Here is an 18,796-nt window from a genome sequence, read left to right as displayed (position 1 = left end):
TTTACTAGGATTTCTTAATTACTTTACTAATATAAAAGGTATACGATTGCTCGTATACCTTTTATATACCCTTCATTACTTAGCTACAAAATAATCCGTTACATATTGCGCCCAAACTTCATGTCCCTTAGCACTTGGGAAACCGAACTCTGTTTGTAAGTACGGTAAAATTGCTTTCGTTGTTGCATCAGGCCATGCTCCCCAATGATCCACATATGCATAACCATTTTGCGTCGCAAATTGTTTTAATGCTTCAATCGCTTTCGGATAATTCTTCGCACCATACACTGGGTTTGATGGTTGAATCATAATTGTAGCGCCTTTTGCACTAGTAGAAAGTGCCTGAACAAACTTCTGTGTACTCGCAACCGAATTTCCATTACCAGTTTTTCCGTTGTCGGTAATAAATGGTGGTTCAAATAAAATTACATCCGGATTGTCTTTCGCAATCTCTTTATCGCGTTTATTTGCAATTAATTCCTCTGTACTTTCACCCTTATATTCCTTTACCGTCACATTCCATAAACCTTTACCGTAAGAAGCCTCTAAATTAGCAGTGAACTTGGCTACCCAAGCATCTTTTTCAGATGAAGAAGCTTCATCACCAACAATAACAAGGTTTACTGCCTTTTTATCCTGAGCAGCCTTCTTTAACTTCTCTTTCACTGCATCTGGCAAGTTCTTTGCGTATGCTTCATTAAAAGATGACTTTGCATCTTGTTTTTTCTCTTCTTTTTTCTCTTCTTTCTTCGCTCCGCTATCTTTCACTTCAGCCTTTGTCTTCGTTACTTCACTCGTTTGCCCTGTTGCATTCGCAACCTTCTTATTCCAATATAGTTTACCGCTCACAACCGAAGCAATAAACAATACAAAAATAAATAGGACAACTACTGCTTTCTTATTCATCGATTCACCTCATCTATTAATCTCACAATATATAATACTAATATAAATCTACGCAAAAATAAACCCAACTCCTTCCAAAGGAGTTGGGTTCGATACATATTACTTAGTCAATTCAAGATGTGCTTTTAACTTGTTCGTTAAATCTTGTTTTGCTGCATCTGGAACATAGTAGTACCAAATACCATCAGCGGCTTTGTGACCGTCACCTGGGATTTGAATTTCTTCACTGTTTTGCAAGCAATTTTTATAATTCTTTTGCATATCAAACATTTGATCTTGCGTTAAGTTTGTTTTCACATTCTTTTGAATCGCTGTAAGTACATCTCCATAGCTTGATAAAGAAGAGAAGCTTGCGCCTTTCTTAATAACAGCCTGCATCACTTGACGTTGACGCATTTGACGTCCGAAGTCGCCACGTGGATCTTCTTTACGCATGCGTGTGAATGCTAGTGCTTGGTCACCTGTTAAATGTATATTACCTTTGGCAAAATGATGATTATCTTGCGTGAATTCTAAATCATTATTAACATCCACGCCACCGACCGCATCAACAATATCTTTAAAACCTTCCATGTTGACTTCAACATAGTAATTGATAGGAATATTTAAGAATTTTTCTACTGTTGCTACAGACATATCTACGCCACCAAATGCATAAGCATGGTTGATTTTATCACTTTTCCCTTTTCCAACGATTTCTGTATATGTATCACGAGGAATGCTTACAGTCTTCATTGAATTATTTTTAGGATTTAACGTGATGACCATTAAAGAATCTGAACGGCCTTTGTCTTCACCGCGTTCATCCGCTCCTAATAATACGATAGAAACAGGCTCAGATTTATTAATTTTTTCTTCTTGTTTATTATTTTCATCACGTTTTAATGGCTTATGAACCTCATCTAATGTTTTTGAAACAGAAGAATATATATTATAAGCGTAGACTCCTCCACCTATAATTAATACTCCTATGATTCCTAATATCCAAAATAGGATTTTCTTTTTCATTTCATTATAACCTTCTTTCTTCAATTATTATGAATATATTTCCTAGTAACCAAAATCTCAATCAACTGTATCATACTAAGAATATAATTTCACAATCCCATTATCGTATTATATATTTTATACTGACCTCAAAAATTCAAATTTGAATTGCCACATTCAATCATTATAGAAACATATGTAAAATTATTTTAATTTTCCCATTAGCCTACTGTCATTTAGTTTATTTGGAGTCATTTTAATTTTTATTTATATAACTTATGCACTATTTATTCTAATTTCTCATGATATTCTTTAATTATTTTCTTGGTATATTTTAGTGATTTGAGATATACCAAATGAGTATATCGACCTAGGTAAAATAATATAAAAAAGGTTGCTCTATATTAAAAATATCACTTTTTGACCTATGATAAAATATAAAAGTAAAGGTAGTCCCTTTAAAGTGCTCCCCTACTTTAATCATTTCCTATATACGCTTGAAAAATAAATGTCACTTTATAACACCCCTATAAAACTTAGAGAATATCTATGACCTGCTTCTCTCTATAGAGATTAGAAAAAATCTATATAACACAACTCATTAAGCTAATCATAAAGAGCTATATTTTAGAATGCTAAGAGGCTGTCACTTTATAATTTGAATCACTATTTTTATGTATATTATTTCCTCTACTAACTCTAGAATTAAAATTCAATCCATGAGTTAATCCGAAAATAAAACAAAAAATAGTAAAATATGTGAACCATCCTTGAAATATAGGCTCAACCATAAACGTTAAAAACATAGCTGTATATAATCCTACAATTAGAGCTTTTAATAATGCTGGTTGATTGGATTTAACAAAATTTCGCAAAGTTAACAATGCCAAAAACGTTACTAGACATAATAAACAAAAGGACAACATGCCAACATCATATCCCACATCTAACCACATATTATGTGCATAATTCAAACTTAATGATGTTTTTCTCCCTCCTGTTGGATTTATAAATAATCCTCGTAATGCTTCCTTCCAGGTTTCAAAACGAGGATCGTTTCCCATATTCATTTCATTGAATCGAGAAAATAAGGGATATTGTAATAAAAAGTATTTAATAGACATATTATTTTCGTATAAAAAATTCATCAAACCTACAAATAATATTCCCAAAAACCATTTTATAATTTTTAGATATGTCACTTTTCCAACTAATAAACTTACAGATATTAGTGAGACTAAAATCAATACAAAACCTGTTCTATTTGCTAAAGTTATAATCCCATACAAACTAACCATAAAAGAGAAGATACACAAAACTTTCATGATTTTCCCATACCTTAATTCCTTAAAGCTCATGAAACAAATTGGTAGCATTATTAAACCAAATGACAAATATGTATTAAATCCCGTAGCACTAATAAGACTGTCATTCCAAATGTTTAAAACATAACGACCATTTAATGCTTTCACTGCTACATCCATATCACCGTACCTATTAATTGTCTTCATTAGGCTTAAAAATGAAAACAACACAAAAGAGAAGATAATACCAAAAATAATATTATAAGCTATTTTTTTATCTAACCCATCTTTTCTTGCCACAAGTTCACCTAACATAAATAAGCAAACAGGATATAATAAGTAAGAATAAAAATTAAAGCTAGAAGATATATACCCATAACTACTCATTGTGAGGGTAAATATGATAGAGAAAGCAATGATTATACCTAAAATAATAAAATATCTAATATTAAATCGATAAAATATTAGATGGATTAATAAAAATGGTAGTAGCAAAAAAGGTATAAAAATTCCTTCTCCCCTAAAGTTCAGACAATATAGAACAAGAGCGAAAAAATATAAAATTTGTACTTTTTTCCCTTTATAAACCTCGTTAATTCCCAAAAATAACAACTCCTAAAGTAAAACCTTTACTATTTCATAACAATTCATTTAATTCTAGAGTATTTTTTTAACCTTTATAGTATCTTTATCCTGTGATACACCCCAAAACCTTTATGAATATAACATTGCTTTTATTGAAGATTTATTATAAAAGGACTAAAAATCTATATAAATGAGTTGCCTTTTCACTTTCTTATTCTATAGAAGCTAAACATTTGATTTGTAAACCTTATGTGAACATGTTTTTTATTACTTAATTCACATTTCAAAATTATGATTCATTTATATAACTTCTTATCCTTTAATCTCTACTAAATAAATCTCTTGTATACACTTTATCTACTACTTCACGTAAGTCATCAGATAGTCTATTAGCCACAATTACATCACTTACCCTCTTAAAAACATCGAAGTCATTTATTACTCTAGAATTATAAAATTTCTCTTCATGAAGAGTTGGTTCATAAACAACTACTTCAATCCCTTTCGCTTTAATACGCTTCATAATTCCTTGAACAGCTGATTGTCTAAAATTATCTGAATCCATTTTCATAGTAAGTCTATATATACCTACAATCTTAGGATTCTTCTGTATAATCATTTCTGCAATGTGATCTTTTCTTGTTCTATTTGCATCAACAATTGCTGTCATTATATTATTAGGAACATCGGCATAATTTGCTAATAGTTGTTTTGTATCTTTAGGTAAGCAATATCCACCATAACCAAAAGATGGATTATTATAATGACTACCTATTCGTGAATCTAGTCCAACCCCATCGATTATTTGTTGTGTATCTAATCCTCTTACTTCTGCATATGAATCTAGTTCATTAAAGAAAGCCACCCTCATCGCTAAATACGTGTTAGCAAATAATTTAATGGCTTCTGCTTCAGTTGAGTTTGTAAATAATACATGAATGTCATCTTTAGTAGCCCCTTGAACTAATAAATCAGCAAATTCCATTGCCCTCTCTGATTGTTCACCTACAATTATACGCGAAGGATATAAATTATCGTATAAAGCTTTTCCCTCTCTTAAAAACTCTGGTGAAAAAATAATATTCTCCGTTTCAAACTTCTCTCTTACCTTCTCTGTATACCCTACTGGAACTGTTGATTTAATTATCATTATCGCTTCTGGATTTATAGATAAAACATTAGCAATCACAGCTTCGACAGTTCTTGTATTAAAATAGTTCTTATCTGGATCATAATTTGTTGGCGTTGCAATGATGACATACTCTGCATCCTTAAATGCTTTATAATTATCCGTGGTGGCAACTAAATTTAAATCTTTGTTTGCTAAAAATTCTTCAATCTCATTATCTATAATTGGAGATTTTCTATTATTAATCATATCTACTTTTTCTTGAATAATATCAAGTGCTATTACCTCATTATATTGGGCTAATAAGATTGCATTAGATAAGCCTACATAACCTGTTCCTGCTATTGTGATTTTCATCCTAATCACATCCTCAATAACTTTTTTATAAAACGTTTTGGTTTAATTAAACAATATTGTAAACTGGAACCATAATGATTTTGAAAATTCTTTAGTATTTCCCGGTTTAAATCTGGATCATCAAAGCTACATTTTGTAAAATTTTTATCGATTTCTACATTATAATGAGATGTAATTCCACTATGTGTTCCAGAACCATCTAACCCAATATTTTTCACTCGGGACTTGACTGGATATACAGTGAGTAGATTCCTTTTTGATTGAGTATAGCACCAACGGATGGCCCATGAATCTATAATTCCTTCCATTTGGGAATCCAACATATTCGCCATATCTCTCCCACCGCGATTAAATCGATTTTTCAAATGTCTGCTCGATTTAAATTCTGCGTAGTCTTTTACATCCCAATCCACTTGATCCCATCTATTCTTCCATGTCGCCCATCCCCAACTACATCCTCTATAAGAGTAATAAATCTCACTCTTATAATCTTTTGGAAATGCAATTGGTATATTATATCCACTAATTGACCATACCTTATCTAAATTACAATAGTAATCCAACGCATCATTCATATAAGTTAAAAAATCAGGTGCTGTTATTAAATCATCTTCTAAAACAATTACTTTTCCATACTTACCAATAATTTCACTAACTCCATGAATTACCGATTTGGCTAATCCCTTATTTGCCTCGGATTTCGTAATCGTAAACGACTTGAAATATTTTTTTTCTTCAACACTATCTATATAATCTCGTACTACTTTCACCTTTTCTACTGATTCTTCATTTTTAGCTGCATCAGAAAAAATAAAGACATTAGATTCTCTTGCTAATTCATTCTTTGATAAAGCTTCAATTGTTTGTATTGTGTGTTCAGGTCTATTGTAAACAAAAATTATCACCGGAGCTAACATTCAGTGGCCTCCATTATTTAAATAAAATTTATAGTTTTCTTACATTAAATAAATATTTAGGGGAAAACGCTTTTATAATCATGATACTAGATATTCGTGTCTTTTTAAAAAATGCTAACACAAAGATATTTGCAAAAGCTTGGGCTATAAGGGTTGCAAAAGCCGCCCCAAAACCACCATAATTCGGTATTAATAGATAATTCAGTCCTACATTTATTATCAACCCTGCAGAAGTATAAAGTAATGTGTACTTTTGTAGATTCTCAACTAATAGCCAAATTGAACGTGCTGATCCTAGTGTTGCAAAAGTACCTGCCCATACGCTGATTGTAATTATATTTGCTGCATGTTTATATTCTTGCCCATATAAAATAGCCACAATAAGATCTGAAAATAAAATCATGCATATTCCAAATAATATTCCAATCCATGCCACAATTGAATACAAGGTTTGCATAGAATTAATATAATTATTATGCGACTCCAACTTTTTCTTCATAATAATAGGTTGAAATGATGTAATAACAGCTAAAGGTACAAAATACCACATGCTTGCAATTTGTGTTGCAGCCGAATACATACCTAATTCCTTCTTGTTCGTCAACATAGAACCCAACATAACCTTGTCGATTTGCATATAAAGAGTGACCATCAATCCTGAAAGAATCAAATACCAACTTTTTGATAATACTTTTTTTGCATATTGAAATTCAAACTTCCATTTCGTATGAGATGTTCGATTTTTAAAATATGCAATTACTAGTGCTATGCCTACAATCAATGCATCAGATGTATAAATGAGAGCTAGGTGCAATAAATTTCCATTAAAAAACACAAAAGCAATTTTAAGTAATGCAGAAAACGCATACGCTCCCATACGAATCAATGAAGATATTTTCGACTTTTGATACGCTTGTATCCAATACTCAATGACCTCTAATGATTTAATTATCATGGTAAATGACATAATCATTACAAGTAAATGTATAAGAGGCTCATCTGGTGCTAACACCCGAACACTTATACTAGCCAAAAACACTACAACGATACCACCTAGTACTCTTAAAATTAAAGACGTATAAAGTATAGTCCCCTCTTCTTCTTCTTGGTGCACAATCGATTTTACGGATAATGTTTCTAAACCTAATGTGGATAATGCGGTAAACAACGTAACAAAGGCCAAAGCATAATTGTATAATCCATAATTTTCAGGTCCTAGATACCTAGCTACCAATGCCATTACAAATACACCAATAACCATATTAAACACTTTGTCGCCAACTAGCCAACTTGCATTACCAATAATCTTTGCAGCAACTTCGTTTCCCTTTATACGTTTATACGATAGTGCAATAATATTTTTAACTTTCAATGCCTATACCTTCTTTTATAAAATCTCTTTATATATATCTATTAGACGTTTTACGTTTTTTACAGGATCATGTGTTTTTAAAGCATGCGCTCTTGAATTGTCAGAAAAACCCAAAGCTAATTCTTCATTTTCAAATATTTCACATACATAATGCGCTAGCATATAAGGAGCATCGGTTTGATATACAAACCCTTCCTCTTTATGCTTTAACATATCTGAAACACCACCGACATCTGAAGCAACACAGGGAACTCCTAATATCATTGCTTCACCCAAAGAATTCGGACTATTTTCAATAGATGATGGGCAAACAAATACATTTGACCGTAGATATCTTTCGCACATTTGTTTTTCATTTAATAATCCAGTAAAAATAATTTTATCTTGCAGATTATATTTTCTAATTAACTCTTTAATATATTTCCCATAAGATGAAATTTTCATCTTTTCTTTCAAAGTTTCGGATTTTGTTATATCCATACCGCCAATATATAACTTTGTATTAGGAAATCTCTTTAATATCAAATGCATTGCTTCAATCATAAAATGCAGACCCTTTATAGGATAAGATCCTTGACTTAAAAAAATAGAATTCCTTTCTATTTTTTCTATGTTCCACCGATGGTTATAAAACTCTTCTCTTAATGTTTCATCACAATGATGATAAATCACATCGGGATTTATCTGAGTAGAACATGCTTTATCCCAAGTAGTTCTACCCATAACATGCCTTACCTTCCTCAATGCCTTAACTTCAAATTTCCCACGTTTAATAAATCCTCTTTGCTGTTTTTTAATATTATCTCGTTTTAATAAATCCCTAAAAGTATACCTAGTTTGCACCTTTACAGGTAGAGATAATGTATAGTGTTTGGCATAAATAGATACTAAACCTTGGATAGATATCACCGTCTTAATATCTTTCTTTTGACAAACATTTATCATCGAAAGCGTATGAGTAAATTCAGTACCAAAAATATGAACGATGTCAGGCGTACATTCTTCTATAATTTTCTCTAGATATTGGTTATTCCTGATTTCGTTTACATCACTACTATTAACGGAGGGGAATATATAATATTCAATTTTATCTCCGCGTAATAACTTCACATCATTAATTCTGTTATTTGGAGATGCAACAGAAAGTAACACACCATCAGTCGACGAAAGTGTTGTAGATGCATTAATGAGCCATCCACCAAAAGGAAGCACTTCCTCATTCAGAAGTAAACTAGCTTCTGGAAGAGGGATGTTTGTAAGCCACAGTATTTTCATATATAAAACTCTCCTTACCCCTTCACTCTAAGTAACTACAGATTAAATTAAACAGTTTGAATCTAAAAATTAAAATATTACTTATAATTTATTAATAATGATTACTACTAAAAACAGGATATATCCCTTTAGTATTATAGCCAACACTCCGAATAATTCAGAATATTTTTTCTAAAACCAGTGATATAAGGAAATTTAGGATTCTAAATATCTTACTAACTTGAATGCACCTTATTCCAAATAATATTAATCCAAGCTTTTCTTAGATATTGTCCTATTTTCAATTATGATATTAAGAAAATCTAAAGTCTTTTTCGCTTGAACCGTACTATTTTTATTTTCTAAAATAAATCTTCTAGCTCCCTCAGTTAGCTGGTTTATTTTTTCATTTGGGGTCGATAATACCTCCTCAATTGCTTGTCTAATTGAATTGATGTCACTATTATTTATGGAATAAATGTATTTACCATATTCTTCTGGTATACATTTTAATTTTGTAGTTAAAAATGGTGTTCCCGAAACCATATATTCAAATGTTTTCGAAGGAAAAGAATACATAGTATATTCATCATCTGGGTTTCTTGCATTAATTAGTAACGCAGCTTTTTTTTCATATTCAAAAACTTTCGCTCGTGGTTGAAAACCAAAATATTTAACCCTATGATCTTTTAACGATAGATTTTCTATATATTCCTTCATATCCCCATCACCAAAAAGCCAAAGTTCAAGTTCACTGTCCTCTATTTGTTCAAACGCATCTAAAATATTTTTAACTCCATATTCAAAAGCCAATGTGCCTGCATACATAATAGCCTTACTCTTAGGCACTTCAGAAAAATCTAAATCATTATTAAAAATACCTTCCATGATTATATACGGCTTATTTGAAGTATTTACTTTTTCTTTCATTGGCTCAGCAAAGAGAACATAACCATCGTAGCTATGTTCAATAAAACTCACTAATTTCACATAATATGATAGTAACATTTTCTTAATCCAATGCATTTCCTTTTGTCTCTTAGAATTCATTACATCGCTTGAAAGATCTGTAAAAACATTTACTCGCTTTATTCTGAATAACTTGGAAACTACATAAATACCTAGAGACAGCGGTGTATAATTAAATGGTGTTAGAATAATTTTATCTTTATCATTAAAGTTTTTTATTCCCCATTTCAACGTTAAGAATATACCTTGAAATAAAGAATATACTTCTTTAATGATTGGCAAATTAAAATTAGATAAATACTTTACTATATATTTATTATTTAATTGCCTTTTTCTCTTCTTAAAATATAAGAATTTCCCTCTTGGATAATATTGTTCTTGATAAAGATATTTTATATCCATATCAACATCTTGAATCTCAGAGAAACCACTTACTAATGCCTTCTCAAAAGAATATTGTGCAATACGGGAAGGTTCTCTTTTTGTACTAGATATTGATTCAAGCCATTCTTCGTCACAAAGACTACCAAAATATAAAATTTTCATTTTCTACACCTATAAGATTAGTTTTTTATAAATTTCAATGTCATTTTTACAATTACTTAACAACTTTTCTATTTATCTAGCTGTTAAGTAAAATATCAATTAATAGTTTTGTTTTGTTATTTTCATATTGAACCTCACGTGAATTATTGTATTCCCTCTGTTTTTGAAGATATTGACACATTAATACACTCAATTCTTTTGAATTAAACGCATCAAAAAAACCTACGTTTTCATATCCTTCAAGTATCTCCTTTGCAAAGGGGGTATCTGCCGCAAGTATAACTCCTTGACACATCCTTACTTCAAGTAAAGGCATACCAAAGGTTTCAATATAGGAAGGGAACAACAAAATTGACTTAGCATATGCTTCAAATACTTCTTCTCTTGTTTTTTGTCCTACAAAATGAATAGGTAATTGTTGAGTTTTCACCTGTCTATACAACTCTATAATATGCTGATTTTCATCTCCGTTTAATGTAAAAATCACTTTATAATTCAAAGTTGTTAAACTTTTCAACTTCTCACAAGCTTCTACAATAACTTTATGATTTTTATACACACTTTCACTAGCAGGATAGAAAAAAGTTGATAATGATTTTTGATTAGGTTCAAAATATTTCTCTATCTTCGTATTAATAGTTGGTGGTATAACCTCAATTTTATTGTTCTGAACTTGACCTTCCTTCATACAAGCCTGTTTCATCCATTGTGTTTGTACAATAATATGATTTGCTTTTTTTATCGAGTCAATTATTTTACGGCCTATTATATTTTGATATACCCAAAATAGTTTATTTTCTTTAATTGAAAATTTATGCTCCACAAATGGTAAAGGTTGATGCACATAAAGAGTTTGGTTACATTTAATGTGTGGTATTATAACATTTTGAAATGAAAGTACTTTATCAATTTTATATTTTTTTACTAACTTTGGTGCTATAAAATGGTCAAAATAAAAACGGTGTCCCCAACTTTTTTTAACCCATGGAAAATTTAGCACTTTTATATTATCTGTTTCTTCTAATTTAGGTGTGCTTAATACAAAAAACCAGTTAATATTTGTGTTATTACTTTCAACCACTTCATTATAAAAATCATTTAAGATAGATAATGCTCCACCTCTTTCTGCTGGAACATCAAAAACCATAATATTCATATCTATATTCCTTTCTCCAAACCAGTACATTAATAATTTAAACGAAAGTCTTAATATGCCCTATAAGTTTCATTTATATATTTAATTTCAATAATTATTTACTAAATAAAGCTTACCACTACTTCTTGAAACAATTCTATAACTAAGAGAATATTGATTCAAACATATGGAGATATCCAGACATGCCCTTGATAATCAGACTGACTAGTGTATAAGCTTCAATTTGCTAATAACAAATTAAGAATACAAGTAAATTATCCCTTATAAGCTTTAAATATATAAACATTTGGGGGAGCAATCCATTTCAAAACATCTCCCCCAAACGAATCATAAACACTATAAATGATCCCACTATACTAATTGGTTAATAATAACTAGGTACCGTCATAAAAAATTAATATTTTATTTCCCCCAGACAACTCTATTAACATAGTCTGTATATGAAAGAATTATTCTAAGTACTTTATCTGATACATTTGGCATGCTGTAATCACCTACAAGTCTTAATGTGTTTTTCTCTTGGGTTTCTAGTACTTCTAATCCTTGAAGAATACGATCTTTTCCTAAACCAACCATCATAACAGATGCTTCCTCCATTGCTTCTGGTCTTTCATGGGCTTGTCTAATATTTAACGCCTTAAAACCAAGAATTGAGGATTCCTCACTAATAGTGCCACTATCACTAAGGACTGTTTTTGATTTGATTTGAAGTTTCACATAATCATTGAATCCTAATGGTTTCAAGGTTCTTACTAACGGATTAAATTTAACTCCTTTTGTATCAATCATATTTTTAGTCCTCGGATGTGTACTTACAATTACAGGCATGTTATATTTTTCTGCAATTGCATTTAGACTATCTACTAAATCAAAGAAGTTAGTTTCTGAATTAATATTTTCTTCCCTATGCGTAGACACTACAAAATATTTATCCTCTTCCAGCTCTAATCTTTCTAATACATCTGAGTTCTCAATATCATCTTTCCTTGAATTTAGAACTTCAAACATTGGACTTCCTGTTTTAATAACCCTATCTGCCGACATTCCTTCTCGTAATAAATATTCCCTTGCAATATCACTGTAAGTTAAATTAATATCAGCCGTATGATCTACGATTTTTCTATTAGTTTCTTCAGGTACCCTTTGATCAAAACATCTATTCCCTGCTTCCATATGAAAAATTGGAATATGTCTCCTTTTAGCCGCAATAGCACATAAGCAACTATTTGTATCGCCTAGAACTAAAAGTGCATCTGGTTTAACTTCCTCCATAATAGGGTCAATCTTCACCAATATATTCCCAATGGTTTCTACCGCAGTCCCAGTTGCTGCATTTAAAAAATGATCTGGTTTCTTTAATTTAAAGTCATTAAAAAATACTTCATTTAATTCATAATCATAATTTTGGCCTGTATGAACGAGAATATGCTCTATTGATTTTGATTCTTCTAGTTTATTTATCACAGCTGATAGCCTTATAATCTCCGGTCTAGTACCTACAACTGTCATAACTTTTAATTTTTTCATCAACTATACCTCCAAAAAATAAGTATCTGGTCTTTCTGGATCAAAACATTCGTTTACCCACATTACTGTAACGAGATCGTTTTCTCCTACATTTACAATTGAATGTGTATATCCAACCGGTATATCAACAACTTGTAATTTTTCTCCACTCACTCGATATTCAATAATATCCTCTGAATCTATCTTTCTAAATCGAATTAAACCTTCACCACTCACTACTAAAAACTTCTCATTTTTAGTGTGATGCCAATGATTCCCTTTAGTAATTCCTGGTTTTGATATATTTATAGAAACTTGTCCTCGCTCCGGTGTTCTCATAAACTCTGTAAATGACCCTCTATGATCACTGTGCATTTTTAAATCGTACGCAAATTGATCCTCTGGTAAAAAACTTAAATATGTACTATAAAGTTTTTTAGTTAGGGCATCCCCCATATTTGAAATACTTAAATTTTCTCTACCTTCTTTAAAGCTTTTGATAACATTAGCTAACTCACCAAGTTTAATGTTATGAGTTACAGGCACAAAACAATAATCATCCTGTATAGTTGGGTTATGATTCAAAGCTTTAGAAAACTCTTCCAACACATCATCTATATAACAAAGATTCAGTTCTACATCCGGATCATTTACTTGAATGTCTAACCCTCTAGCAACATTATGACAAAATGTTGCTACCACCGTATTGTAATTAGGTTTACTCCACTTTCCAAATAAGTTGGGAAGTCTATATACATAAGCTCTAGCACCTGTTTCTTTAGAGTAATTGAATAACGCCTCTTCACCAGCTTTTTTACTTTTTCCATAAGGATTATTATTTTCTGCCTGAATGGAAGAAGTAATAAGTACAGGGGCCTTATTACCATGCTCTTTTAATAAGTTTAGCAATTGAGATGTAAACTCAGCATTTCCTTCCATAAATTCGTTTTCATCCTTAGGTCTATTCACACCAGCTAAATGGAAAACAAAATCACATTCTTTCGTATACCTTTCAAGTAATGTAATATTATCTTCTCTAGAAAATTCGAATATATCTTTATACCCCTGATTTTTAAGTTCGGCAACAAGGTTTTTTCCAAGGAAGCCCTTTGCACCTGTAACAAGAATTTTCATTAGTTATCCCGCCCTCTAATTCATTGAATAAATATTCGTCTTATTCCATTCCTCAAGTTCTTGTTTTACATAATCTAATTCTACTAATTTTTCTTTAATTTGCTCAATATCAAGGATTTGTGTATTATCTGAATTATATTCCCCAACAGTAGTAAGTTTTTGATTTCCTTCTGCAAAATACTTATCATAGTTAAGATCTCTTCGATCCGCAGGAACCCTAAAGAAACCTCCTAAATCTTCCGCTACCACGTATTCTTCCTTCGTTAATAATGTCTCATAACGCTTCTCTCCGTGGCGTGTACCAATTACTTTAATTTCATTATCAACATTAAATAATTCCTTTACAGCCTGAGCAAGATCACCAATGGTACTTGCAGGAGATTTTTGAACCATAATATCCCCAGCTACAGCATTTTGAAATGCAAATACTACTAATTCTACTGCCTCTTCTAAGCTCATCAGGAATCTTGTCATATTAGGATCAGTCACAGTTAAGGGTTGGCCCGCTTTAATTTGCTCTATGAATAGTGGAATAACTGATCCACGTGAAGCCATAACATTACCATATCTCGTACCACAAATAAGTGTGTTCTCTGGAGATACTGTTTTCGATTTTGCCACAAACACTTTTTCCATCATCGCTTTCGAAATACCCATAGCATTGATTGGATAAGCCGCTTTATCTGTAGATAAACAGATAACTTTCTTCACATCATATTCTATAGAAGCCGTCAGTACATTATCCGTACCTATAATGTTAGTCTTTACTGCTTCTAACGGGAAAAATTCACATGAAGGAACCTGTTTTAATGCAGCTGCATGAAAAACATAATCTACACCATGCATGGCATTTTTAACACTTGCTAAATCTCTTACATCACCTAAGTAAAATTTCAATTTGTCATTGCTATAAAGTTTTCTCATATCATCCTGTTTTTTTTCATCGCGTGAGAAAATACGAATCTCTTTTATATCAGTATCTAAAAATCTTTTCATTACTGCATTACCAAAAGAACCTGTACCACCTGTTATTAATAAAGTTTTATCCTTAAACATATTGATTGCCTCTTTTCATATTATTTGAAATGATTCATTATTATTTCATATGAGTTTCTTGCTGTATAATTAGCCTCTAAATATCTCCTAGCATTAATCCCCATAGATTTTCTCAATTCTCTGTTACACATTTGATTTAGCTTTTCACTAAAACTCTCACTATCACTACTTTCACACCACAGACCAAATCCACCATCTTCAATAATCTCTCCAATATCCGTATTTATATCAGTTGCTGCTAAAATAGGCATCGAAGCTTGCATATATGACAGGATTCTTGAAGGAAAGTTAGGTATTGTAAATCTTTTATCAAGAAATATTAATCCAACGTCACACGAATTTGCTAGAATATCATACTCATCCTTTGGTAGTTGAGAAAATAATTGTGTATTAGTTAAATTCTCGTTATTAATGCATGTTTTTAGTTTAGGGAACTCTGTCCCCGCTCCAACTATAACAAAGTGAACTTGATTATTATTTTTATTAACTTTGAGACACTCTATTAAAAAGTCAATTCCTTGTGGCTTCCCAAGATTTCCTCCATAAATAAGGACCGTTTTATCAATTGGTATCTTATATTTAGCCTTAACTTCATTACTCTTTCTTACATCTTTTTTTACCCTTAAAGGTTCTATGCTATTTGGACATACTTCAACAATATCTGGAGATATTTCAGGATTATTTTGTAATAAGAAATTCACGTTAGCTTGTGACATGCATCCAATATAATTTGAGATGCTATACAATTTTTTTTCCTTGGTCCTAAAATATTTATAAAGTAAACTCCCAATCCCTTTTTTCTTTATCATACCTAAATCTACTGCATTTTGAGGGAAAATATCTTTTAGCAATAAATATGTTTTTGCATTATCTCTTTTTTGTACGTATTCAACCGCCTTTTGAAGCGTTATTGGCGGTGTTGAATATAACACTAAATCAAATTTAACATCTGAAAAGTAGTTTTTAATACCTTTTAGAAATTTAGATTCCAAGGTTAAAGTTGAAATGCCCTTTTCAATCATGTTAGTTTTTTGAATATTACCAATTTGTAGTTTTAATATTTTACAATTTCCCGTATCAATCAACTTTGTTTTTTGCTGTTTTCTCTTTTCAGTTGGTGAAATAACATAGACATCGTTTCCGTTATTTGTAAATTCTCGCATCAAATCAGTGTATATGCCCTTTTCTTGAATTGTTGAAAAATCTAGAAGTGTTAAAAATAAGACATTCATACATTAAACTCTCCTCACCGGAACCCCTACATAAGTTCTAGATTCAGTTATATCTCTAATTACCACGGCACCTGCACCAATTTTACAGCTATGTGTAATATTTATATTATTACTTACTACACTACCAGTTCCCAACCAAGTACCTCTTCCAACTTTCACTGTCCCAGCTAAATGTGCCCCCGGTGATATATGAACATAGTCCTCAATTACATTGTCATGATCTACTGTAGAAGCAGTATTAATAATGCACCCTTTTCCGATATTAGTACAACAGTTAATTACAGCTCCTGCCATAACTACAGTTCCTGCTTCCAAATAAACCTGTTCTCCAATAATTGCACTCGGATGAATTAATACCGGGATACTCGCCTCTTCAGCTTCAAGTTGTCTCTGTATCTTCTCTCGTATGGCATTATTACCAATTCCAACAAAAAAATCGTAATCATCTATATACTTTGAGATACTTGTTGATTTATCAATTATTTCTATTCCCATTGAAGATTTTACATTTTCGTTATCATCTAAAAAAGCAATACTCTGCCATTTATTCATTTTCAGTGCGATATCAGCTATGACTTTTCCATGACCGCTAGCCCCGATTATAAGAAGTTTTTTTTTCATAACTCTATACTTCCTTTTCCGTTTCCTCTAAATGGCTCCATTGTAGCAGCAGTTTCTGAATTAATCCCTTCTCTGATAAAGACTTTCTTAATCGTTAAAAGAATGATTTTCCAATCTGTAATGAAGTTTACATTCTCAGCATACTCTACATCATAATTAAACTTTTCTTCCCAACTGATAGCATTCCGACCGTTAACTTGTGCTAACCCTGATAATCCTGGTCTAACTTCATGACGTCGTTTTTGATGTTCATTATATAACGGTAAATACTGAACTAATAACGGTCTAGGGCCTATAATTGACATATCGCCTTTAAAAATATTAAACAGACCTGGTAACTCATCAAGTGAAGTCGAACGTAAAAATTGACCAAACTTAGTAAGTCTTACACTATCAGGTAACAGCTCACCATTTTCACTTTTTTCATCTGTCATTGTTCTAAATTTATACATCTTAAAAACATTTCCATGCACTCCCGGTCTTTCTTGTTTAAATAAAACTGGGCTACCCAATTTTGTTTTTACAAGAAAAGCAACTATAAGAAATACTGGACTAAGCACTATAATAGCGATTAAAGACAGTATAAAATCCATTGGTCTTTTTATAAACCTGCTATAGATGCCACCTTGAGAACTCCTCATTATGCTAACCACAATCCTTTAATAATTTTCACGACTCTATCTAAATCTTCATCAGTTATTTTTGTATCACTTGGTAAGCAAACACCATTCTCAAATAGCTTCTCTGATACATCTGTACCAACAAAATCATATTTTTCAAAGAATGGCTGTAAATGCATTGGCTTCCACACTGGTCTAGATTCAATATTTTCTTTTTCAAGAGCTTCCATCACATCAATTGGTCGAACCTTTCCGTTCAAAGTCATAGAACTTAACCAATAGTTTGGTTCATTCCATTCATTACTAGGCATAAATTCAATACCTTCAAGATTTCCTAATTCCCTCTTATAAAAATCAAATATGTATCTCTTCTTCTGTACTCTCTCGTCTAATACCTTAAGTTGCCCTCTACCAATTCCAGCAACTACATTGCTCATACGATAGTTAAATCCTAGTTCACTATGTTGATAATGCCTTGCTTGATCTCTACTTTGAGTGGCCCAAAATCTTACTTTTGAAATTCGTTCTTCATCATCAGAAACAAGCATACCCCCACCCGAAGTAGTGATAATTTTATTACCATTAAAAGAAAAAATACCATAATCTCCAAAACTGCCAGTATGTTTACCTTTATAGTAAGTCCCTAAAGACTCCGCAGCATCTTCAATTAAAGTAACATCATATTTCTTACAAAGTTCAACAATCTTATCTATATCCGCAGAAAGACCATAAAGATGAACTACTATTACTGCTTTGACATTTGGATACTTTTTAAAGGCTTCTTCCAATGCTTTAGGGCACATATTCCAAGTTTCATAATCACTATCTATAAAAACAGGAGTAGCATTTTGATAAATAATAGGATTTGCTGTAGCTGAGAATGTAAGTGTTTGGCAAAAAACAACATCCCCCTCCCCTACTTCAGCTGCTTTTAGAGCTAGATGAATTGCAGCCGTCCCAGAAGATAATGCTGCCGCTGCTTTAGAGCTAACTTTCGTCGCTAACTCCCTTTCAAATCCATTTACATTTTCTCCAAGTGGTGCAATCCAATTTGTATCAAATGCTTCCTTAACATACTGCATTTCATAACCTTCATCACTCATATGTGGTGATGATAGTAATATTCTATCTCCCATTACAAAAAC

16 protein-coding genes are annotated in these 18,796 nt (G+C 31.6%); all 16 read right to left on the bottom strand.

The window, feature by feature from the left end:
* Positions 1-75: 75 nt before the first annotated feature.
* On the bottom strand, positions 76-906 hold the full coding sequence (locus tag AC1DS7_RS03505) for an SGNH/GDSL hydrolase family protein (RefSeq protein ID WP_002143823.1): 831 nt from the start codon (positions 904-906) through the stop codon (positions 76-78).
* A 99-nt stretch (positions 907-1,005) separates the two neighbouring features.
* A complete protein-coding gene (gene tagU / locus AC1DS7_RS03500; RefSeq protein WP_002143824.1) occupies positions 1,006-1,914 on the bottom strand; it encodes a polyisoprenyl-teichoic acid--peptidoglycan teichoic acid transferase TagU in 909 nt (302 codons plus the stop codon).
* 614 nt (positions 1,915-2,528) lie between these two features.
* Positions 2,529-3,800, bottom strand: coding sequence for a hypothetical protein (locus AC1DS7_RS03495; protein WP_002143825.1), 1,272 nt, complete (start codon positions 3,798-3,800; stop codon positions 2,529-2,531).
* A gap of 301 nt (positions 3,801-4,101) precedes the next feature.
* Positions 4,102-5,268 carry a nucleotide sugar dehydrogenase gene (locus AC1DS7_RS03490; RefSeq protein WP_002143826.1) on the bottom strand — a complete coding sequence of 389 codons (1,167 nt, stop codon included), beginning with the start codon at positions 5,266-5,268 and terminating at the stop codon, positions 4,102-4,104.
* A 5-nt stretch (positions 5,269-5,273) separates the two neighbouring features.
* Complete coding sequence (locus tag AC1DS7_RS03485; RefSeq protein WP_002143827.1) at positions 5,274-6,185, bottom strand: glycosyltransferase; 912 nt, start codon at positions 6,183-6,185, stop codon at positions 5,274-5,276.
* Between the two features lie 28 nt (positions 6,186-6,213).
* Entirely contained in the window at positions 6,214-7,557 is a 1,344-nt protein-coding gene (locus AC1DS7_RS03480) for a flippase (RefSeq protein WP_002143828.1), read from the bottom strand.
* 15 nt (positions 7,558-7,572) lie between these two features.
* On the bottom strand, positions 7,573-8,832 hold the full coding sequence (locus AC1DS7_RS03475) for a glycosyltransferase family 4 protein (RefSeq protein ID WP_002143829.1): 1,260 nt from the start codon (positions 8,830-8,832) through the stop codon (positions 7,573-7,575).
* A gap of 246 nt (positions 8,833-9,078) precedes the next feature.
* A complete protein-coding gene (locus tag AC1DS7_RS03470; protein ID WP_002143830.1) occupies positions 9,079-10,326 on the bottom strand; it encodes a glycosyltransferase in 1,248 nt (415 codons plus the stop codon).
* Positions 10,327-10,402: 76 nt separating this feature from the next.
* On the bottom strand, positions 10,403-11,482 hold the full coding sequence (locus tag AC1DS7_RS03465) for a glycosyltransferase (RefSeq protein ID WP_002143831.1): 1,080 nt from the start codon (positions 11,480-11,482) through the stop codon (positions 10,403-10,405).
* Positions 11,483-11,884: 402 nt separating this feature from the next.
* Entirely contained in the window at positions 11,885-13,009 is a 1,125-nt protein-coding gene (gene wecB / locus AC1DS7_RS03460) for a non-hydrolyzing UDP-N-acetylglucosamine 2-epimerase (protein WP_002143832.1), read from the bottom strand.
* Positions 13,010-13,012: 3 nt separating this feature from the next.
* On the bottom strand, positions 13,013-14,122 hold the full coding sequence (locus tag AC1DS7_RS03455; RefSeq protein ID WP_002143834.1) for a capsular polysaccharide biosynthesis protein CapF: 1,110 nt from the start codon (positions 14,120-14,122) through the stop codon (positions 13,013-13,015).
* A 15-nt stretch (positions 14,123-14,137) separates the two neighbouring features.
* Positions 14,138-15,178 carry a polysaccharide biosynthesis protein gene (locus AC1DS7_RS03450; protein WP_002143835.1) on the bottom strand — a complete coding sequence of 347 codons (1,041 nt, stop codon included), beginning with the start codon at positions 15,176-15,178 and terminating at the stop codon, positions 14,138-14,140.
* Between the two features lie 20 nt (positions 15,179-15,198).
* The gene (locus AC1DS7_RS03445) at positions 15,199-16,410 is read right to left on the bottom strand and encodes a glycosyltransferase family 4 protein (RefSeq protein ID WP_002143836.1); all 1,212 of its coding nucleotides are present in this window, start codon (positions 16,408-16,410) and stop codon (positions 15,199-15,201) included.
* 3 nt (positions 16,411-16,413) lie between these two features.
* Positions 16,414-17,031, bottom strand: coding sequence for an acetyltransferase (locus AC1DS7_RS03440; protein ID WP_002143838.1), 618 nt, complete (start codon positions 17,029-17,031; stop codon positions 16,414-16,416).
* Complete coding sequence (locus tag AC1DS7_RS03435) at positions 17,028-17,672, bottom strand: sugar transferase (RefSeq protein WP_002143839.1); 645 nt, start codon at positions 17,670-17,672, stop codon at positions 17,028-17,030. The genes AC1DS7_RS03440 and AC1DS7_RS03435 overlap by 4 nt, the downstream gene beginning before the upstream one ends.
* The gene (locus AC1DS7_RS03430; protein WP_002143840.1) at positions 17,672-18,787 is read right to left on the bottom strand and encodes a DegT/DnrJ/EryC1/StrS family aminotransferase; all 1,116 of its coding nucleotides are present in this window, start codon (positions 18,785-18,787) and stop codon (positions 17,672-17,674) included. Before AC1DS7_RS03430 ends, AC1DS7_RS03435 begins: the two co-directional genes overlap by 1 nt.
* Between the last annotated feature and the right edge of the window lie 9 nt (positions 18,788-18,796).

The organism is Bacillus sp. P4_E1 (assembly GCF_056401715.1).
Note: the sequence above shows the minus strand (reverse complement) of the source record. Positions and strands in the feature narration are given on the sequence as shown.